Annotated in this window: 18 protein-coding genes; all 18 read left to right on the top strand. The window is 45.0% G+C overall.

Annotated features, from left to right (window positions below; all coding sequences use genetic code 11):
• The first annotated feature begins 81 nt into the window (after positions 1-81).
• Complete coding sequence (locus M3202_RS16850) at positions 82-1,629, top strand: tripartite tricarboxylate transporter permease (RefSeq protein ID WP_251224442.1); 1,548 nt, start codon at positions 82-84, stop codon at positions 1,627-1,629.
• Positions 1,626-2,087, top strand: a complete 462-nt coding sequence (locus M3202_RS16855; protein WP_251224443.1) for a tripartite tricarboxylate transporter TctB family protein — start codon at positions 1,626-1,628, stop codon at positions 2,085-2,087. Before M3202_RS16850 ends, M3202_RS16855 begins: the two co-directional genes overlap by 4 nt.
• Positions 2,088-2,645: 558 nt before the next feature.
• On the top strand, positions 2,646-3,416 hold the full coding sequence (locus tag M3202_RS16860) for a MerR family transcriptional regulator (protein ID WP_251224444.1): 771 nt from the start codon (positions 2,646-2,648) through the stop codon (positions 3,414-3,416).
• 128 nt (positions 3,417-3,544) lie between these two features.
• On the top strand, positions 3,545-3,589 hold the full coding sequence (locus M3202_RS22730; protein WP_354572138.1) for an erythromycin resistance leader peptide: 45 nt from the start codon (positions 3,545-3,547) through the stop codon (positions 3,587-3,589).
• Positions 3,590-3,946: 357 nt separating this feature from the next.
• Entirely contained in the window at positions 3,947-4,816 is an 870-nt protein-coding gene (locus M3202_RS16865) for a putative RNA methyltransferase (protein ID WP_251224445.1), read from the top strand.
• A gap of 64 nt (positions 4,817-4,880) precedes the next feature.
• Entirely contained in the window at positions 4,881-5,438 is a 558-nt protein-coding gene (locus M3202_RS16870) for a thioredoxin family protein (protein ID WP_251224446.1), read from the top strand.
• A gap of 145 nt (positions 5,439-5,583) precedes the next feature.
• Positions 5,584-6,945, top strand: coding sequence for a cytochrome P450 (locus M3202_RS16875; protein ID WP_251224447.1), 1,362 nt, complete (start codon positions 5,584-5,586; stop codon positions 6,943-6,945).
• Positions 6,946-7,012: 67 nt separating this feature from the next.
• On the top strand, positions 7,013-7,594 hold the full coding sequence (locus tag M3202_RS16880) for a TetR/AcrR family transcriptional regulator (protein WP_251224448.1): 582 nt from the start codon (positions 7,013-7,015) through the stop codon (positions 7,592-7,594).
• A gap of 201 nt (positions 7,595-7,795) precedes the next feature.
• A complete protein-coding gene (locus M3202_RS16885) occupies positions 7,796-9,220 on the top strand; it encodes a sensor histidine kinase (protein WP_251224449.1) in 1,425 nt (474 codons plus the stop codon).
• Positions 9,217-9,786 (top strand): ANTAR domain-containing response regulator, encoded by a 570-nt coding sequence (locus tag M3202_RS16890; RefSeq protein WP_251224450.1) that lies wholly within the window; start codon positions 9,217-9,219, stop codon positions 9,784-9,786. The genes M3202_RS16885 and M3202_RS16890 overlap by 4 nt, the downstream gene beginning before the upstream one ends.
• A gap of 309 nt (positions 9,787-10,095) precedes the next feature.
• Positions 10,096-11,538, top strand: coding sequence for an ethanolamine ammonia-lyase reactivating factor EutA (locus M3202_RS16895; protein WP_251224468.1), 1,443 nt, complete (start codon positions 10,096-10,098; stop codon positions 11,536-11,538).
• Positions 11,539-11,554: 16 nt separating this feature from the next.
• Positions 11,555-12,916 carry an ethanolamine ammonia-lyase subunit EutB gene (locus M3202_RS16900; protein WP_251224451.1) on the top strand — a complete coding sequence of 454 codons (1,362 nt, stop codon included), beginning with the start codon at positions 11,555-11,557 and terminating at the stop codon, positions 12,914-12,916.
• A gap of 15 nt (positions 12,917-12,931) precedes the next feature.
• Positions 12,932-13,819: an ethanolamine ammonia-lyase subunit EutC gene (gene eutC, locus M3202_RS16905; RefSeq protein WP_251224452.1), complete on the top strand. Its 888-nt coding sequence runs from the start codon at positions 12,932-12,934 to the stop codon at positions 13,817-13,819.
• Positions 13,820-14,076: 257 nt separating this feature from the next.
• A complete protein-coding gene (locus tag M3202_RS16910) occupies positions 14,077-15,162 on the top strand; it encodes a TAXI family TRAP transporter solute-binding subunit (RefSeq protein ID WP_251224453.1) in 1,086 nt (361 codons plus the stop codon).
• Positions 15,163-15,233: 71 nt separating this feature from the next.
• Positions 15,234-17,162: a TRAP transporter permease gene (locus tag M3202_RS16915; RefSeq protein WP_251224454.1), complete on the top strand. Its 1,929-nt coding sequence runs from the start codon at positions 15,234-15,236 to the stop codon at positions 17,160-17,162.
• 155 nt (positions 17,163-17,317) lie between these two features.
• On the top strand, positions 17,318-18,349 hold the full coding sequence (locus M3202_RS16920) for a LacI family DNA-binding transcriptional regulator (protein WP_251224455.1): 1,032 nt from the start codon (positions 17,318-17,320) through the stop codon (positions 18,347-18,349).
• A 369-nt stretch (positions 18,350-18,718) separates the two neighbouring features.
• Entirely contained in the window at positions 18,719-18,961 is a 243-nt protein-coding gene (locus tag M3202_RS16930; protein WP_251224456.1) for a hypothetical protein, read from the top strand.
• 154 nt (positions 18,962-19,115) lie between these two features.
• Entirely contained in the window at positions 19,116-20,261 is a 1,146-nt protein-coding gene (locus tag M3202_RS16935) for a mandelate racemase/muconate lactonizing enzyme family protein (RefSeq protein WP_251224457.1), read from the top strand.
• Positions 20,262-20,290: the final 29 nt, after the last annotated feature.

The following is a 20,290-nucleotide window of genomic DNA, read 5'->3' on the forward strand; positions in this document are numbered from 1 at the left end:
CGGCTTATGTACGGCAGTCGTATCCTACCTCTTTAAGAATAAGCGGACACTGCTAGTTATACGAAAAAAGGAGGGGTAAGGATGGAAGGCATATCGGAGCTGATCGTCTCAGGTTTTCTTAATAGTATTACTCCCTATCATATTTTTTTAATGATGATTAGTTTAGTTGGTGGAATTATCGTCGGTACTTTACCGGGACTGACGGCGGTGATGGGTGTTACGCTGATGATGCCGTTTACGCTGGCGATGGAACCGGCGACCGGACTCGTTATGCTTGGCGCCATTTATTGCGGCGCGATCTATGGAGGTGCCAATTCTGCTATTTTATTAAATATTCCGGGAACACCTTCTGCTATTGCGACGACCTTCGATGGCTACCCGTTAACGGAAAAAGGGAGGGCATCCGAAGCTTTATTCGGTTCGCTTCTTGCTTCTGTGATTGGAGGCGTAATCGGCGTTATCATTTTAATGCTTTTCTTTGCCCCGTTGGCGCAATTTGGCTTACGGTTTGGGGCGCCCGAGTATTTCTGGCTAGCGATCTTTGGGCTGACAACGATTGCGGCGATGTCGCCGGGAAATATTCTAAAAGGATTGCTCGGTGGAAGTATTGGACTGCTGATCAGCACGATTGGGATTAACCCATTTACCGGCACGAGTCGTTTTACATTCGGAATGTCATCGATGTCTCTCGGTATTGATATGGTTGCCGCGATGGTGGGTCTCTTTTCGATTGGTCAAATGTTAATCTTAATGGAATCGAACGAAAAGTTTGTCGCTAAATTTAAACAAGCACCGCGAGTCGTCCAAAAAGTGTTCCAGAAGTTTGTCAAAGATTGCAAAGTGATTCTTCTAAGGTCCTCTATCATCGGAACCTTTATCGGGATGCTGCCGGGAGCCGGAGGGGCAATTTCCTCGCTGATTGCCTACAATGAATCGCGTCGTTGGGATAAGAACCCTGAAAAATATGGAACAGGCGCAATGGAAGGAATTGCAACAGCAGAGTCGGCGAACAATGCCCAAGTCGGCGGTTCTCTTATTCCGATGCTTGGATTAGGCATTCCGGGCAGCGCGGTCGCCGCCGTTTTAATGGGAGGGTTGCTTGCCCACGGTATTCAGCCGGGGACGTTGCTTCTATCCCAAAGCGGAGATATCGCCTACACCTTTATTATGAGTTTGCTGGTTGCCAACATCCTGATGCTCGTCGTCGGGTATTTCATGATTAAAATGACGGCAAGGGTGTTAATGGTGCCACGAATGGCGATTGTCCCCACCGTTATCGCGTTGTCTGTCATTGGGGCGTTTGCTGTTCGCGGGCAAATGTTTGATGTGAAGGTGATGATCATTGCCGGAATTATTGGATATTTGCTGATGAAAGTCAATGTTCCTCTTGGACCGATTGCATTAGGTATCATCCTCGGTCCAATTGCCGAGGACAATTTAGGCGTGTCGATGATGCTGGCAAAGACGCAGGCGTCGATTTGGCATGTGCTCGTGTTAAGACCTATTTCCTTGATCTTAATCATTCTTTGTATTTTGGCTGTCGTGACCCCTCTTATTCTTGACTGGAAGGATAAACTTAAAGCAAAAAAAGAAACGACTGTTTTGTCAAAAGGGGAGGAGTTAAAATGACGAAAACACAAGCTGACCTTCTCTTAAGCGTCGTGATTTTTATCGTAGCAATCGCCTTTTGGATTCCAACGAGAGAATTACGACAAGGAAGCTTATTTCCAAGCGCCGTGATTGCGATCATGACGTTGCTGGCAATTGTCCTCTTTCTGAAAAGTATATTCATAGCAGTGAAAAAGAAACGGCCAAAAGATACGTTCGCATTTCAGAAAGAAAAAGCGTACAGTGTCGCTGGAATCGCCGTGGCAGGGGTTCTGTATGTATATATCATCCCGTTTGTCGGCTATTATACAATGACCGTTATTTTTACGAGCCTGCTCTTTATTTTGATGTCGAGGACGCCCTTCAATTGGAAAACGGTTGGCCGGTCTCTGTTGGGAGGCTGCTTCGTTACAATTTTTATTTATGTAGCTTTCGGTTATATGCTTAATGTTCGCACCCCGGCCGGAATTTTGTTTTAGGGTTTAAAGAGGAAGCTCTTCTTTTAGCTATTTGAATGAAAGTACCCTCCATCTATTTAAAAAATAAAAACGATCACAGCTAGTAGAAACAGCAAGATTTTCAGAAGAAACCTGACGGTGAGATGTCTGGTTTCTTCTTCATTTTCAGCTCTCTGAACCTGGCTTTTGAAATTTTTCCATTCGATAAAACCGACAAGTAAGAAAATAAGCGCTAGGAGAATGTTCAAGTTGCCGCTCTTCCTTTCTTTTCGTGAAATTGTATACGCTATCGTTCCCGCCGCCAGTTCGTCAAGTACCATGGTAACGCAAAGCATGGACCATTTGACTGGGGCGTTTAATCTGTGAACATTACGTGGTCAGATTAAAAACCTCATCCGTCCAGTGACAGTGAGCGCAGCTCAATCATCAAGTGGAAAAATAGTCCTTTAATTCCTCTTTTTATCATGGTATCACGTTAGCGCATATGGGCAAAGAGAGAGAAAAGGAATTTTTTTTGGAATCACTCTTTACATTGACGCTGCGTAAACGTTTATAGTGAAGGAGTCAGGAGGTGAAGTGATGGAATATACGGTGCAAAAACTGGCGCAGTTGGCGGGAGTGACGGGCAGAACCATTCGTTATTATGATGAAATTGGGCTTCTGAAGCCGGCAAGAATCAATTCATCCGGGTATCGGATCTATGGACAGGCGGAGGTCGATAAGCTGCAGCAAATTTTGTTTTACCGGGAGCTGGAAGTAGATCTTGAACAGATCAGGGAGATCGTCACCTCTCCGACCTTCAATGAAGTAAAGACATTGAAAGAGCATCGCGACAAGCTTCTGACAAAGCAAAAGCAGCTGGAGGCGTTGATTGCCACTGTGGAAAAGACGTTGGCTGCAAAGGAAGGGAGAATAACGATGAGTGACAGAGAAAAGTTTGAAGCGTTCAAACAGACGCTAGTAGATGAGAACGAGCGGAAGTATGGCGAGGAAATAAGAGCGAAATACGGTGAGGAGGCTGTCGAGCATTCAAATGCCAAATTGAAAGGCATGACGCAGGAGCAGTATGCCGAGATGGAAAGGCTCGGCGAGGAGGTTCTGGATGTGTTGCATGAAGCGTTTTTAACAGGAGATCCGGCGGGAGAGCTGGCGCAGCAGGCGGCCGATCTGCATCGCCAATGGCTCGGCTTTACGTGGGCGAGCTATTCCAAGGAAGCGCACGCTGGCCTGGCGCAAATGTATGTCGACGATGAACGGTTTACGGCATTTTATGATAAGAAGCAGCCGGGAGTGGCCGCCTTTCTACGCGATGCGATTCACATCTATACCGGCTTAAAAAATGGTAATTAATCGAGAGCGGCGGCGGATTTCCTGTCCAGCCGCCTTTCTATATACATACCTCTCATCCGTTCCTTTGACAGCGGGTGGACGAGAAACTATAATAGATTTACTGGCAGGTTAAGGAGGATTATTAAAAAATGGTACATTATATGAGACTGCGTTTCCCAGCTTTGAACCGGTAATTAAATACGTTCAAAGGCTCTGTTTTGTGTTTGCAGAGTAAACGGGATCAGTCTGCCCTTTTTTAATAATCTTCATTTCATATTGGAAAGGCCGCTTAAGGATAATCTTTTAAGCCGGTCTTTCTGCGATGAATATGTCATGAAAGAAAGGTGGATCGTGCTGCCTTTCTTTCTTTATGTCCATTATTCCTTCTTTTGCGAAACGGGAGAAGGTGTATGTGAGACGGCTTCCTCACTCTTAACCTGACTTGGGTGTGGACGTTTCCCTTTACTCTCAATCACAGGCAGTCTGCCTGTGATTTTTTTCGTTCAGGCAGCCGCTGGCTCCTGATAAAGCAGAAGGGAAGAGTGAGCAGGATGAATAAACAAAAAAAGATGGAGAGCGTTCAACAGCATATTGCGGCGATTTGCTGCCCCTATTGCCGGCGCTCCTTACAAGTGAAGAATGGCAGCTTGATTTGCACGGACGGCCACACGTTTGACCTGGCGAGACAAGGCTACGTCAACATGCTGAACCGCCCGGGAAATCAGCAATATGATAAAAGATTGTTCATGGCAAGACAGGAGATTATTACGGCCAGCGGACTATATGACGTGTTACATCAGAAGATCGCCAAAGTGGTTAAGGAATACTTCGCCGCCGGGCGTTCCTCTCTTTTCATGTTAGATGCCGGGTGTGGCGAAGGGTCGCATTTGCAACGGATAATCGAGCGGAGCCAACAGCCGGTTATAACCGGGGTTGGTCTTGATCTTTCAAAGGAAGGCATTAAGCTGGCTGCCCAGTCCTATAAGGAGCCGCTTTGGTTTGTCGGGGATTTAGCAAAATCACCATTCACTGACGGGGTGTTCGATGCGATTTTGAATATCCTGTCACCAGCCAATTACAAGGAGTTTCAGCGGCTGCTCGCTCCAGACGGGATCGTGATAAAGGTCGTTCCGCGCCAGAACTATTTAAAAGAGCTGCGAGAGGCGTTATTTATGGAGACGGAGAAAAAGGTTTACCGAAAACAGAGTCCGGCCCACCGGTTTAAAGAGCACTTTGAGCTCGTTGACGTGATGGATGTCAGCCATGTAACAAGCTTGAATCAAGCTCACCTGTCCCAGCTCGCGTTAATGTCTCCGCTGTCCTGGACCGCGGAAAGGGAGAGGATTGTGCGTTTTTCGGAGCGGGAAACAGCCGGAATTACAATTGATTTAGAAATTTTAGTCGGACGGCTGAAAGGATAGTCGGCACATTTTTGCTTTTCACCGTGGCGGGTATTAAGATTAGGGGGATAAGGAGCGTGAAGAGATGAAAACGGAACAGCAGTACTTTGAAGAAGGAAAATCAATTCAGACGTACATGGAAGAGATGAGCAAGCTGAAGGAAGAAAGCACCGGCGTTTATAAAGCATTTGAATTGCCTGAGGATGGCTTTGTGGAAACGTTGAAGCAGCACCGTCTTCATTTCCTGACAATCACCGAAGACTGGTGCGGAGATGCGATGATGATTAATCCGGTCATTCGTAAAGTAGCAGAGGCTGCTGGTGTCGACATGCGTGTCGCGCTACGTGATGCAGATACTGATTTAATCGACCGTCACTTAACAAATGGCGGGCGGGCGATTCCGATTGTTTTAATTTTAGATGAGCAAGGACAGCTGGTCGGAAAGTGGGGGCCTCGTTCTCCTGAAGGCCAGAAATTGGTTGATGAGCTTCGGGCCGCTTTACCGCCGAAGGAAGACCCCGGCTTTGAAGAAAAGCAAAAAGCGATGTACGCCGCGCTGAAATCAACATATGCAGAAGATTCACAGCTTTGGCTTTCTGTCTATGAAAGCTTTAAAAAGACGGTGCTGAGTTTGATTGAATAAAAAGTGAGGGGGCTGGGCAAAAGATCATTTTCTACCTTTTGCCCAGCCCCTGTTTCAGGATCGTTGTTGACAAGAAGGAAGTACTCCATTTACAATTATGACTGACAGTCAGTCATAATTTGTTTTGAAAAAGGGAGCCAGAAAGATGCCAGAAAAAACGATGCCGACCGGACCAAAGGGGAATCCTGTTTTAGGAAATACGATTGAGTTTGGGAGAGATCCGCTCCGCTTTATTACAAAATGCAGTCAGCAGTATGGAGAGATTGTCCGGTTGAAATTTGAGAAGGACAGGGAGTCATTTCTGCTTAACGATCCCGAGCATATTCAATACGTTTTCATGAACAAAGGCGGCGAGTTTTCAAAAGGGTATCAGCAGGATCCAATTATGGGTCTCGTATTCGGCAATGGTTTACTGACGAGTGAAGGGTCGTTCTGGCTCAGACAACGCCGTTTGTCCCAGCCTGCCTTTCATCCGGGGAGGATTGCAGATTACGCTGACACGATGGTTCGTTACAGTGAGAGAACGGTAACGAAATGGAACGATGGGGATAAACGGGATATCAACGATGAAATGATGCAGCTGACGATGGGAATTGCGACGAAGACACTGTTTGACCTCGATCTTCATCAAGGCGACTCCCGTGATGCGAGCCGCGCGCTCGACACGGTGATGACCGCCTTTAACACGCAGATGACAAACGTTTTCCGTCATATTTTGCATCTAATCGGACTTGGTAGGCTTGTCCCGCCTGTGAATCGTCAGCTGAAGGAGGCGGTGGCTGACTTGGATAACATGATCTATGCCATCATAGAAGAAAGACGGAATCATCCTGGTGACCGAGGAGATCTTCTTTCCATGCTGATTTCTACTTATGATGAAGACGATGGCAGCTCGATGACCGATCAGCAGCTGCGCGACGAAGTCATTACCCTGTTTTTAGCAGGGCATGAAACGACTGCTAATACGCTCAGCTGGGCCTTTTACTTGCTTTCCCAGCACCCGGATATCGAGGAGAAATTGTATCAGGAAGTGTCTCGGGTAGTAGGTGATCGTCCCGCCACGTTGGCTGACTTATCGAAGCTGTCTTATACCGAGAATGTAATTAAAGAAACGCTGCGCCTTCAGCCGACAGTATGGTTGATTTCAAGATACGCAGAGCAGGACGTCACACTCGGAGGCTACGATATTCCGGCCGGCTCGGAGGTGATGATCAGTCAGTGGGCGATGCACCGGAATCCGCGCTATTTCAATGATCCTTTGACTTTTTCTCCGGAAAGGTGGGATAATAGCGATAACAAGCCTTCTAAATATGTTTATTTCCCTTTCGGCGGCGGCCCTCGAATTTGTATCGGGGAACGGTTTGCGATGATGGAGGCGATGCTTCTACTCGCAACGATTGTCAGAGAGTTCCGCTTTGAACTCGTCGATCAGCTGCCAATTAAAATGGAGCCGTCGATTACACTGCGGCCGAAGCACGGGATCAACATGAGGCTGCATAAACGATAAGAATAGATGCTCCAAAAGGGTCTGGAACGATCTTTTTGGAGCCATTTTAACGAGCGGGTGATTGGTGATGAAACAGCAGAATGCAGAGCGGCGGGCGGAAATTCTTTCTGTGGCGCGGGAGGTGCTCGCAGAAAAAGGATTGGAAGCGACAAAGGTATCGGAGATTGTCAAACGGGCAGGGATAGCCCAAGGGACGTTTTATTTATATTTTGATTCGAAGAACGCGCTCATTCAGGCACTGACGAAGGAAATGATGGATAAAGTATTTGATGTAGTGAGCGATAGTCTTGCGGAAAGTGCTACGTTTGAGCAAGGGCTTCAGAACGGGCTTCGGGTTGCCTTTCACAGCATGAGTGATTATGTGGACATTTTTAATATCCTGATGAATGGCTGTGCCGTGCTTTCCTCAGAATCGCAGGAATGGAGAGAATTGTTCGTGCCATTTTATGAGCTGTTGGAAACGTATATTAGAAAATGGCAGGAAGAGGGAAGCGTGGATTCCGAGCTTGATCCAAAGGTAATCTCAAGGCTGATTGTCTCATTGACCGACCAGGCGGTTGACGATTATTATGTTCACCGCTCCTCTGCTTCAGTTGAGGTGTATATTGCAAACCTGACGAGATTTGTGCAAAAAGCGTTGCAGGCATAGCTTCACGAAGCGAGCGTCTACTGTTTTAGAGATATGGAAAAAGGATGAATTCCCTTTCCCATATCTTTTTTGTTTTTTCTGAACAGCGGTTACAGACAGACTCCCTTTAAAATCAGTTGCATCAGAAAGGCAACAAAAATATACTATGGACAAGAGTCAGAACAAAAGATGCGTAGCTTTCAAAAAGCAGGTGAAATATGAATGACAAGAGAAATGGTGCAGGAGCTTTGCTTGAATTATACGAATTTAAGCGCGGAAGATATTGAGGTTATTCAAGAAGTGGCCGGGAATTTACAGCTTATTGCTGATCTGAATAAAGCGAATATCTTTATTGATTGTCTGACGAAGGAGGGCCAGCATGCGATTGTAGTGGCGGAAGCCTCTCCTGCGACAGCCGTGCCGGTGTACGAGAACCCGGTAGTTGGAAAGTTTGCGTATGAAGCGTTCGAGCCCGCTGTATTTAATACGTTACGGACCGGCAAGCCGATGTTTCAAAATCGTGCGTTAACTCAAGAAGGCAGGACAGTGGAGCAAAGTGTTGTTCCGCTCTCGGGTCCGCGTGGCCGGGTTATCGGAACGGTCATTATGGAGAAAGCGAGTGAAGAGCTGCACTATCAGCAAAAGGTGAAGGCTTTGTCGGAGGCGAATGAGACATTAAGCGAAATGCTGATCGGAATCTCAGAGAAACAGCCGATTTTGCCTGAAGTGATGGAGGATTCGATTTTCTTTATTAATGATCATGGCGAGCTGTTCTATACGAATCGACCGGCGATTAATTTGATACAGGAAATAGGCGGGGAAGGGAAGTTGGGGAACCGTCTTACCGATTATATTCCGGAAGTTGCGGCGGTTTTGGAGGATGAGGAGGAGGTGCTCGTAAGCGAAATTCATATTCTTGATCAAATATTTCAAGTGAAGAAAATTCCGCTTACACAGCTCGATCATGACAAAAGCGCGATTGTCATTTTGAAAAACATCACAGAATTGCGCGAGAAGGAACGGGAGCTGCTCGTTAAAACAGTTACGCTGCGCGAGGTTCACCATCGGGTGAAAAACAATTTGCAGACGGTGGCCAGCCTGCTTCGTCTGCAAATGAAAAGAGGATTACCGGAAGAAAGCAAGGTTTACTTTGCCGAAAGCTTGAACCGGATTACGAGCATCGCCGCTGTGTATGAAATCATTCTTGCCAATTCAAATGTTGATGTCGTCGATCTCTATCAGCTCGTTGAGAAAATCGGAAACGCCCTTGTTGGGGAAGCAGAGCGTGAAGAAAAGAAAATCGCGCTCTCCTATTCGGGGATACCGGTTCAGATTGAATCAAGCAAGGCCGTTACGATTGCGTTAATTATCAATGAATTAATCCAAAATTGTGTGAAGCATGCCTTTGACGGGGTCGATCGAGGACAGATTGACGTTACGTTTGCGCGGGAAGGGGATCGCCTTTTGATCCGGGTCACGGACGATGGGAAAGGGTTTGCCCCGGAGGCAAAGTCCTCATTAGGGCTCGATATTGTGACGATGCTGATTGAGCATGATTTGGCGGGTGAGTTTTCGATCAGGCAAATGGAAGCAGGGACTGTCGCTACGGTTGATATCCCGCTGAACAGGGAGTTGGTGTTGCGGTGAAAAAACGGATCTTGCTCGTTGAAGATGAATCGATTGTCCGGCTTGATGTTTCCATGATGCTTGAGGAAGCGGGCTATGAGGTCATCGCTCAGGCGGGTGATGGAGAGAAAGCGATTGAGCACGCGTTTCAATTGAAGCCGGACTTAATTATCATGGATATTAAAATGCCGAAATTAAACGGACTGAAGGCAAGCGAAATCATCTCGAAAAGACTGGATCTGCCGATTTTGCTGTTGACCGCCTACAGCCAGCGGGAATACATCGATAAAGCGAAGAGGGCGAATATCGTCGGTTATTTAGTTAAGCCGGTTTCCGAAGCGAGCCTTATTCCAGCGGTGGAAATTGCCTTGCAGCAGGCGGAAAATGCCCGGCTCTACCGGCGGCAGGTCGAGGAAATGGATCAGAAGCTGAAGGATCGAAAGCTGATTGAGAAGGCGAAGGGAATGCTGATGAACAAATATAGCCTGTCCGAAGAGGAAGCGTATCGGAAGCTGAGGCGGATGAGCATGAACAAACAGGTCGGCATGGAAGCGATCGCCCGAGAAATCGTAAAGAAGGAGTCGTAAGCCGGGCCTTAAAAAACGCAACCTTTCTACAGCGGGGGTGGGGCTTGTGGCAATGTCACGAGCCCTTTGTTATGAAAAAGCTTTAACCGATCGTGGCGGTGCGGCTCAGATTTTAAAGGAATATTGTAAGATAATCTGACAGAATTTTTCGAATGAAGCGGTGTACAACGAAGAGCAGTTCGTCTATAATACGTTCTATACCAAATGAATCTAATCGGCAACGGCGCCTTATATAAACTTTCATCGCAGTGGATGAGGTTTTTGTAAGGCGCCTTTTTGTTTGCGTCAAAATGAGGAGGTGACTTCGTTATTCACTCATTTGTCCCTGGAAGCGAGGAGATCTACAGCGCCGGAATTGATATTGGAACGAGCACGACGAAGCTTGTTCTAAGCAAATTTTTCATTCGAAACATGGCGGGCGGGATGCATATGCCGCGCATCGAAATTGTTAACAAAGAGATGATTCATCGGAGTCCGATTTATCGTACGCCGCTGCAGTCTGCGACGGCAATTGACATGGAAAAGGTAAAAGACCTCGTTATGCTGGAATATGAAAAGGCTGGGATTTCGCCGGCTGATATTAAAACGGGAGCCGTGATGATTACGGGGGAGACGGCAACAAAGCACAATGCCAGAGAGGTCGTCGATCATTTATCTGACTATGCCGGAGATTTTCTAGTGGCGACAGCCGGGCCGGATTTAGAAGGAATCATTGCCGCAAAAGGATCGGGAGCTTACGAATATTCCAAAAAGACGGGAAAAGTGATCGCAAATATCGACATCGGCGGAGGGACGGCAAATGTGGCTGTGTATCAGGCCGGGAAGCTTTGTGGGACGTGTACGTTGCATATAGGCGGACGACTGATTGAATTGGCAGGTGGCCATATTCAGCGCCTGTCGCCGCCGATCAAGCAGCTGCTGCCGCAGCTTGGAGTAACGCTTGTGGAAGGTCGCGGCTATACGCGGTTGGAGCTGAAACAAATAACCGATTATATGGCCGCGGTGATCGCACGAACGCTTCGGCGCAGGCTTAGTGGGGAAGATCACGTGCTGCTCCTCGGACATTTGCCCAACTGGGAGGAAGAAATAGAAGCGATTATGTTTTCAGGAGGAGTCAGCGAATGTCTGTACCGGTATGAAAGAGCGGCAGAAGAGACGGGATACGAAGATATCGGCGAGCTTTTGGCGGTCTCCCTGAAAGAGAACAACAACTTAGCATCGTGGAGGTGGATTCCTCCGAGTGAAACGGTGCGCGCTACGGTACTGGGCGCAGGAACGCAAACGACGGACATTAGCGGTGCGACGATTCAAGTCGATCCGGCTGATTTGCCGATCAAAAACTTGCCCGTCTTTCGCGTTAGCCTCAATCATGACCTCAAAGCCGTGAAAGCGGTTATTCATCAGGCGGTGAAGCAGGCAATTGAGCTCTATGATCCGCAGCGTGAAGGGCAAAATTTTGCTCTGTATGTGAGTGACATTCCTTATTTAAGCTTTAAGGATGTGCAGTTTTTAGCGATGGTGCTGCTGGAGGCAATTCAGGCAAAGCCGTTCAGCGCTCAGCCTTTGGTCATTGTACTTGAAGCGGATTATGCGAAAGTGCTTGGGCAGACGCTGACGTTTCAGGCCAGGCAGCAAAGCGTCATCTCGATTGACCAGATTTATGTTGGTCATGGTGACTATATTGATATCGGTCACCTTCTCAAGACAGGTGTCGTGCCGGTCGTCGTTAAAACGTTGACATTTCAACATTAGAGGGGAGGACTTATTTATGAAGCTGCAAACGACCTATCTTGGAACCGTGTATCAATTTTCCTCATTAAAGGAGTTGTTCGCGAAAGCAAATGAAGAGAAATCAGGGGATCGTCTGGCCGGCATTGCGGCGGAAACCGTCCAGGAGCGAATTGCCGCCAAGGAAGTAGTAAGTCAGCTGACACTCGGCGAAATAAGGGAGAATCCATTGTTGACGCCGGAAGAGGATGAGGTGTCAAGAATTATTGAAGAACAGATTAATGAACCGATTTATCAATCAATGAAAAACTGGTCGGTCGCCGAGCTGCGTGAATATATTTTAAGCGACGAGGTGACAGGAGAGGAGCTGCTGCGGATCAGCCGGGGGCTAACCAGTGAGATGATCGCCGCTGTCGCCAAGCTGATGTCGAACCTTGATCTCGTTTATGGAGCGAATAAAATCGAGGTTATTACGAAATGCAACAGCGCGATTGGCCATAAAGGAACGCTCGCCTCACGCCTCCAGCCGAACCATCCGACCGATCATGTGGAAGGAATGCTCGCTTCGTTAAAGGAAGGGCTTTCCTATGGCGTCGGCGATGCGGTCATCGGCATAAATCCGGTTGATGATTCTGTTGAGAGCGTGAAGCGCCTGTTGCATGCGACTCATCGGTTCATTCAGGAGTGGGAAATTCCGACGCAAAATTGTGTGCTTGCGCATGTGACGACACAAATGAAGGCCGTCGAGCAGGGGGCGCCGGCCGATATGATTTTTCAAAGCATCGCCGGTACCGAGGCAGCCAATAAATCATTTGGTATTTCCGCTGCGCTGCTGGAGGAAGCGAATCAGCTCGTGAAAACATACGGCACGGGAACAGGCCCGCAGCGGCTCTATTTTGAGACGGGGCAAGGCTCAGAGCTGTCGGCCGAAGCGCATCACGGAATCGATCAAATGACGCTTGAATCGCGTAATTATGGCTTTGCCCGCCATTATGATCCGTATATCGTCAACACGGTTGTCGGCTTCATCGGACCGGAATATTTATATAACAGCAAGCAGGTGATCAGAGCGGGGCTTGAGGATCACTTTATGGCTAAGCTTCATGGCATCCCGATGGGGGTCGACATTTGCTATACAAATCATATTAAGGCCGATCAGAATGATATTGAGGACTTGGGCGTCTTGCTGACAGCCGCCGGAGTGAATTTTATTATTGCAACGCCGATGGGCGATGATTGCATGCTGAACTATCAATCAATGAGCTATCACGATATTGCCACGCTACGGCAAACATTAGGACGACCGCCTTCTCCACGCTTCGCGGAGTGGCTGGAAAAAATGGGGATATTCGAAAATGGAAAGCTAAGCAAGCTGGCTGGAGATCCGACGATCTTTTTATGATAGGAGCTGAGGATAGTGAATTCAGAGTTCATCGAAAGGCTGCAAGATGAGAAGAACAGCAGCCAAAATAAAGGCACGAATATTCGGGAGAGATCAACTGAGACGAGTACGAGCAAGACACAATCCCTTTTTATAGAATCGCCGGCGGAGGAAGCTCCTCCTGCTGTCCGGATCGAGCGCGCCGCGTTGAGAAAGCCGGAGCATAAAGCCGAGAAGCTGCGGGAGCTGATGAACAAGACGCCTGCCCGGATTGGAGTTGGCAGGGCTGGAGTACGGCCGAAAACGAAGGAGTGGCTCAAGTTCCGCTATGACCATGCCGCTGCGGTGGATGCCGTCTATGGCCAGGTCAGTGATACATTGCTGAAGGAGCTAAATTTGTTTAAGGTGAACACGCAGGTAGCGGACAAAGAAACGTATATTATCCGCCCCGATTATGGCAGGAAGCTGGCCGAAGAGGCGAAGCAGATCATTCGCGGGAACTGTGAAGCGTCCCCGACTGTGCAAATTATCCTATCAAATGGACTGAGCGCCAGTGCTGTCGAGGAAAATGCTGCTGATGTCTATTTATCGTTGCAGCAGGCATTAATGAGTGCCGGCCATAAGCTCGGAACGCCCTTTTACATTGAAAATGGAAGAGTGGCCGTTATGGATGATGTCGGCGAGATTTTACGTCCCGAGGTGATCGTCCTCCTCATTGGCGAGCGGCCGGGTTTGGGAAGCGCGGAATCGTTAAGCGCCTATCTTTGCTATCGCCCGAGAAGCGGCACAATCGAAGCGGAACGAATGGTTGTCTCCAATATTCATAAAGGCGGAATTCCACCGGTTGAAGCAGGGGCATACATTAGCACCGTCGTCGAGAAAGTATTAACGCACCGGGCAAGCGGGGTGTCGTTGGATAAATAAAAGAAATTGATAAATAATCGATACTATAGGAAGATGAGAAGCGAGCAATAGGCGGGAGAACTCCGCTATTGCTCGCTTTTTTAGTTTTATTGAAAAAAATAAAATACTTATTGTTTATGCAATTCGAGTTAGATAATTTTGATTAAATAAAAAATTTAGAAAACTTATTGATTACGTGCGTTCCTCGTGTTAAGATGTTTTTGGAAACGTTTCCGGATAATTGTAAGCGCTTAAATTATATTCTGAGGAGGGGTAATATGAAACTGAAATTTTTCGTGATAATAGTAGCTCTCTTTGCAATTTTGGGATTAAGTGCATGTACATCACAATCAACTAATAATGATTTGACTAGTAATGACCCGGAAAGTTCAGTGGATGGACTTGAGCCAAGTGAAAATGTAGAGTTTGATCCAAACGATAAAAGTAATTGGCCAAACTCGGTTAGAGTAGGTTCAGCTTCTCTAGGAGGGACTGCCTATGCTTATGCAGGAGGGTATTCTAGCTTAATTCAAAAGTATACAGGCGTAAACTCGGCTGTAGAGGTAACAGGAGGACCCGTTCATAACATTCAGCTTCTGCAAAATCAGGATATTGAGATCGGTGTAGTTACCATGGGACCTGCTTGGGAAGCGTGGTATGGCGAAGGAGAATGGACCGGTGGACAAGAGCTAAGAGATTGGAGAGTATTTTTTCCAATGTATACGTCTTATTTCCATTGGTGGGCTAAAGAAGATACAGGAATTAGAAGTATTGATGACCTTAATGGTAAGAAGGTAGGGGTGGGGCCATCTGGGGGAACGCCGGCTACTTATCTTCCTGAATTTTTAGAGATACTCGGTGTTGAGGCCGAACCTGTTTATGCAGGACTGGGAGATTTAGTTTCGCAGCAAATGGATGGTCTAATACCAGCAGTCGGGTTTGGAGGAGGCATTCCATTTACCTCTGTTCAAGAAGCAGAGTTACAGCATAAATTAAATGTGTTTGGCTTTACCGAAGAACAAGTTAGTACGCTTGTAAGTGAGTATCCTTTTCTTTCTGAAGCAGTCATACCTGCTAATACCTATGAAAATCAACCCGATGTGATGTATAGCCCGTCTATTTGGAACTTAGGTGTAGTGCAAAAAGATTTACCTGATAGTTTTGTTTACCAGGCTACAGACGCCGTCTTATCCCATAATGAGGAACTTATACAAGCGCATGTGGCAGGTGAGGAAACACTAGCTGAAAACATAAAATACAATACATTTCTATGGATGCACCCAGGTGCGATTCGATGGTTTGAAGAAAACGGATATGATCTTCCGGAAGAAGTCTATCCTCCGGAGTATCCGAAAAATGATTAACTCGCACAAGCTCCTCTATACCTCAATAAGAGGGGCTTTCTCTCATAATGTCCAAGGGGAGGGATTGAGAAATGACAATTTCTAAAGGAGAAAGATCGGTTAGTAATAATGAAGGAGGAATAATACAGCGTCAACTAAAAGGCGCAGTCGGAGGATTGTTCTTTTTATTTGCAATTTGTATTACACTTCTTCATTTATATTTATTAAATTTCGCTGCAATCGACCCATGGTTGTTTCGAGCAATGCATTTATTATGTGGTTCAATGCTTGGTTTCGCTTTAATTCCGGGTTGGAATCAAAAAAACCTTGGAAAGATACATTTGATTGACTGGCTTGCAATTTTAGCAAGTGCGATCATTTTTATATATATTTATTATAATATAGATCAGCTTATTTTTAGGGCAGGAGTAACTCCAACCACAATGGATTTTGTCATAGCAATAGTAGGTACGCTGCTTGTTTTGGAATTAACACGGCGTACTTCGGGCTGGTCGTTACCAATTTTATCGCTTATTTTTATTGCTTACGCTTTTTTGGGTCCTTATTTACCGGGAATTTTACAGCATAATGGGTACTCCATAAAACGTTTTTTCTCGTATATATATGGGCTTGACGGGATCTTTGGGGTTACAATTGATGTATCCTCTAAGTATATCCTCTTGTTCATTGCTCTTGGTGCTTTTCTTCAAGCTTCAAAAGTTGGAGATTATTTCATTAACTTTTCATTCTCGGCTGCTGGAGGTTTACGAGGAGGACCGGCTAAAGTGTCTTTACTGGCCAGTGGTTTAATGGGGATGGTCAGTGGAACTTCAGCAGGTAATGTTGTTACAACAGGAAGCTTAACAATCCCATTAATGAAACGAGTAGGATATAAACCGCAATTTGCAGGGGCAACCGAGGCTGCTGCATCTACTGGGGGTCAAATCCTTCCGCCCATAATGGGGGCAGGGGCTTTCCTCATGGCTGAAATGATTGGAATTTCCTACAAAGAGATTATGATTGCGGCGATTATCCCGGCATTGTTATATTTTGTTTCTGTTTATTTTATGATAGATCTAGAAGCAATTAAAATGAAGTTACGGGGTTTGAAGAGAAGCGAATTGCCGAAGATGAAAGATCTTATAAAACAAGCTCACCTTTTTATCCCGATTGTAGTATTAATTTCTGCGATTTTAATGAATTACTCAATTATTCGATCCGGCACTATTGCCATTCTTGCTTGTTTAGTGATAAGTTGGTTTTCTAAACAGACTAGAATGGGTTGGAAGAAAACAGCTGAAGCTTTAGCAGGAGCTGCTCGGTCCGTTGTTCAATTAATTTCTATATGCGCATGTGCGGGAATTATTGTAGGAGTTATAGCTCTTACTGGAATTGGAGGAAAGTTTGCTAATTTGTTAATAACATTGGGGTCTTCCAGTCAACTATTAGCATTAGTAGCAACAATGATCCTTGCGATAATACTTGGAATGGGGATGCCGACAACAGCTGCATATGCTATTGCTGGTTCTGTTTTAGCTCCAGGATTGATTCAAGTGGGGATAGAACCTCTCTTTGCTCATATGTTTATTTTTTATTTTGCTGTCTTATCTGCTATAACTCCTCCTGTAGCTGTTGCAGCATTTGCTGCTGGTGGAATTGCTGGTACAGATCCTTTTAAAACGTCTCTTCAAGCATTTAAATTAGGGCTTGCTGCTTTTATTGTTCCATATATGTTTATTTACAGCCCTTCAATTTTAATGAAAGGTAGTTTCTACGAGATTGCATTAACGATTTTGACAAGTATAATTGGAATTTATCTTTTGGCCTGTGCCGTTCAAGGATATTTCTTTGGAAAAGCAAGATGGGTTCAGCGAATAGTTCTGTTGATCGCAGCTTTGACTTTAATTAATGGATCTATATTTTTTGACTTTATTGGTATCGCGTTAGCTCTTCTAGCATTTTTGATTAATAAGATGTTTCCAGATCATTTGTCGTCGCAAGATAATAATGTTAAGTTCTAATGTAAAGGAATGAGGGTAAAAAATGTTTAGTTAAGGTGAGGTAGTTGCATCTTAATTGTATCTTTTTAATGATTTGATGATTTCATTGAAAAATTTCGAAAATTTGATATTCTTACATTAAAAGACCTTACTCAGAGGGCTAGGGGAAATACTTAATGAAAAAAAATAAAGTTACAATTAAAGATGTAGCAAAGCATGCAGGTGTAGGCATAGGCACTGTATCAAGGGCAATAAATGGTTCAGGAGAAATAAATGCAGAAACAAAACTGAAAGTGTTTAAGAGCATTCAAGACTTAGGATATACCCCTAATCGGATAGCTCGCAGTATGAGAACAAAACAATATAAACAAATCGCTTTATTTGTGAATATTTCCAATGTAGCCTTTACCCAAATAGCTAATGGTATTTCTCAATATTTAGATACCGTTGGCTATTCTGTCTCTTTATGTAACGTTGGAGACGATGAGGATGTTAGAGTCAAAATATTAGCGGCGTTAGAGAATCAACATCTGGATGGAATTATAATTGCTCCGCCACGAGAAGATAATCTTAATTTAAGCGAAATTGTTAATCAAATGGGGATTCCTATTGTAACGATGGACAGGGACATACCTGGTATACCTGCGGGTGTATATACTGATTACTTCACTTCTGTTAATAAAGCTGTACAATACCTATTATCGCTTGGTCATCGGGGAATTGCCTTAATTGGAGGTTCTCATACCCGCCGTCAATTTCGAAAAAGCAAAGAAGGTTATGAACAAGCCTTCATTGACAGTGGTATTGAGAATACAGGGGAAGGGATCATTATTGAAAGTGACCTTTCAAGCCAAGGCGGTAAGAAGGCAATGAATGATCTTTTACCGAAAATTAGAAACGGCACGATAACAGCGATTTTTTCGTTGAATCATTATATCTTTCATGGGGTTTTACAAGTGATAAGGGATAATCATCTGCGATATCCAGAGGATATTTCCATTATCACGTTTGAGGACTATGAACTAACACATTTGTTAGATCCCCCGGTAACCGTTATTCGGCGTCCCTTAAATGACATAGGTTACAGTGTTGCGCAAATATTAATCCGTTATATTAATGAACCGGAACTCTACGGCAAAATTGAACCTTTTAGAATTCCTACCGAATTTATTATAAGGGAATCGTGTGGCTTCTTAAAACGACAATAACATATGGTATTAAAATTATCTAAGGCAACTTATACCGCTTCAGTCTGTCGACAAAGTCGACAGGCTATTTTGTTTCGTAGTCAAGGTTTAGCTCTTCGTCCTCGCTACCGGGATGGGGGGCACGCTTTCCGCAGGCGGGCGTTGAATTAACCGGCTGCGCCGGTGGATTTCAACCTGCCCTTCTCTCCTGCAGGAGTCGGCCCTCCCATCCCGTTCGCTTTTTCTAGTGGGAAATAGGGAGGTGGCTTCTCCTCAAAAAAAGACGTGAATACAGCTCTAATCCAAATATGTGTCAGGACTGTTCAGTGCTTTCCCAATGTACCAAAACTCCATAAGAAGCTGGTCTTATGCCACATTTGGCAGGATGAGTTGGACGAACCTGAAGGGGCTCAAAAAAATTTCCATGCAGACGATGCTTGTTTTTGCTGCCATAAATCTGAAAAAACTGGCGATGTGGCACTGAAGGAATACCAAACCGATAGTGCCATCTTCGGAAAACCATACGAAAAATGCAAAACGGCTTTGAGAGTCCTTTCTCAAAGTCGTTTTGTCTACGGTCTGAGGCGGCTTAACCACCTTTTTTTATTTTATCTGCAAATGAAATCAGGTTAAAAAACAAAAAAAGTAATTCCGGAATGATGGAAATAATATAGTTTTAAAAATTAAATATATTCAGAATTATTATTGACGTCGAGCATGAGAAGTGAGATAATTTTATTGGAAACGTTTCCGGAATGAAAAGATTTATTTATAAGGAGGCATAAACATGGAAGCATTGACGAAAATGAAATCACTAATTAAAGATGTGGAGGTTATTCCGGTTCGGGTAGCTTTAAACAAAACTTTTAAAGGCAGTCATTACTATATGACGCATCGTTGTACTATTATTACCCGAATTACTACTGAGGACGGGGTCGTAGGAGAAATCTATAATGGTGATGAAATGGAAGAGGCTCAGGCCCAGATAATAAAGATGATTACAAATGAAATGGCGCCTTTGATTAAAGGTAAAAATATTTTTCAAGTAAATAAAATATGGGAAGAACTATTACCATTTACCTTTGATATTTTAGCTGATCGTAAAATTGCTCTTCAAGCATTAGCGTGTATAGATAGTGCTATATATGATGCTATAGGTAAAACCTTGTCAATTCCCTTATATCAGCTGTGGGGGGGTTATCAAGAAAAGTTACCAGTTATGTTGATTGGAGGTTATTACCAAGAAGGGGTAGAGTACGATCCGGAAGCTATTAAAGAGGATATAGAATCTTACAAAGAATTAGGAGTAGCCGGTGTTAAATTCAAAGTAGGAGGAAGGAAGCCTGAGATTGATGCGAAGCGCGTAGAGATAGCCAGGTTAGCAGCAGGTGAGGAGTTTATAATAGCAGTGGATGCTAATCAAGGCTGGACAGTAATGGAAGCGCTTCATTTTGCTGAACGAATTAAAGACTATAACATTCGTTGGTTTGAAGAGCCTTGTCACTGGTACAATGACAAAACGATGATGCGGGACGTACGGTTCATGTCTGGAATCCCTATTACTGGAGGACAGAGTGAAGTTTCAGCTGCAGCTTGTATTGAGTTAATGAAAGCAGGATCGATTGATGTTTGTAATTTTGATGCAAGCTGGGGAGCTGGCCCAACGGCATGGAAACAAGCAGCAGCAGCAAGTTGGGCTTTAGGTATTCAGATGGCCCACCATGAAGAACCACAAGTATCCGCCCACCTATTAGCGTCGATTCCGAATGGAACCTACTTGGAAGTTTTTCACCCTGATAGGGATCCCTTATTTTATAACATAATTGAGAATAGAAACCCTTTCATAAATGGGTATTATGAGGTACCGAACGGGCATGGATTTGGAATCGAGCTGAATCGGAGCTACGTAGATAAGCATCGTTTGGATAAATAAAGTTTGCCTCACATATTATGTTCTTTCTA

The organism is Halalkalibacter oceani (genome assembly GCF_023715605.1).
GTDB classification, from domain to species: domain Bacteria; phylum Bacillota; class Bacilli; order Bacillales; family Bacillaceae_D; genus Halalkalibacter; species Halalkalibacter oceani.

What these genes read in the sequence shown, in the direction of transcription:
- M3202_RS16920 (WP_251224455.1), top strand. Translation starts at nt 17,318, where the DNA reads ATGAAAAAAAATAAAGTTACAATTAAAGATGTAGCAAAGCATGCAGGT.
- M3202_RS16900 (WP_251224451.1), top strand. Translation starts at nt 11,555, where the DNA reads ATGAAGCTGCAAACGACCTATCTTGGAACCGTGTATCAATTTTCCTCA.
- M3202_RS16915 (WP_251224454.1), top strand. Translation starts at nt 15,234, where the DNA reads ATGACAATTTCTAAAGGAGAAAGATCGGTTAGTAATAATGAAGGAGGA.
- M3202_RS16885 (WP_251224449.1), top strand. Translation starts at nt 7,796, where the DNA reads ATGACAAGAGAAATGGTGCAGGAGCTTTGCTTGAATTATACGAATTTA.
- M3202_RS16865 (WP_251224445.1), top strand. Translation starts at nt 3,947, where the DNA reads ATGAATAAACAAAAAAAGATGGAGAGCGTTCAACAGCATATTGCGGCG.
- M3202_RS16910 (WP_251224453.1), top strand. Translation starts at nt 14,077, where the DNA reads ATGAAACTGAAATTTTTCGTGATAATAGTAGCTCTCTTTGCAATTTTG.
- M3202_RS16860 (WP_251224444.1), top strand. Translation starts at nt 2,646, where the DNA reads ATGGAATATACGGTGCAAAAACTGGCGCAGTTGGCGGGAGTGACGGGC.
- M3202_RS16855 (WP_251224443.1), top strand. Translation starts at nt 1,626, where the DNA reads ATGACGAAAACACAAGCTGACCTTCTCTTAAGCGTCGTGATTTTTATC.
- M3202_RS16875 (WP_251224447.1), top strand. Translation starts at nt 5,584, where the DNA reads ATGCCAGAAAAAACGATGCCGACCGGACCAAAGGGGAATCCTGTTTTA.
- M3202_RS16870 (WP_251224446.1), top strand. Translation starts at nt 4,881, where the DNA reads ATGAAAACGGAACAGCAGTACTTTGAAGAAGGAAAATCAATTCAGACG.
- M3202_RS16935 (WP_251224457.1), top strand. Translation starts at nt 19,116, where the DNA reads ATGGAAGCATTGACGAAAATGAAATCACTAATTAAAGATGTGGAGGTT.
- M3202_RS16880 (WP_251224448.1), top strand. Translation starts at nt 7,013, where the DNA reads ATGAAACAGCAGAATGCAGAGCGGCGGGCGGAAATTCTTTCTGTGGCG.
- M3202_RS16850 (WP_251224442.1), top strand. Translation starts at nt 82, where the DNA reads ATGGAAGGCATATCGGAGCTGATCGTCTCAGGTTTTCTTAATAGTATT.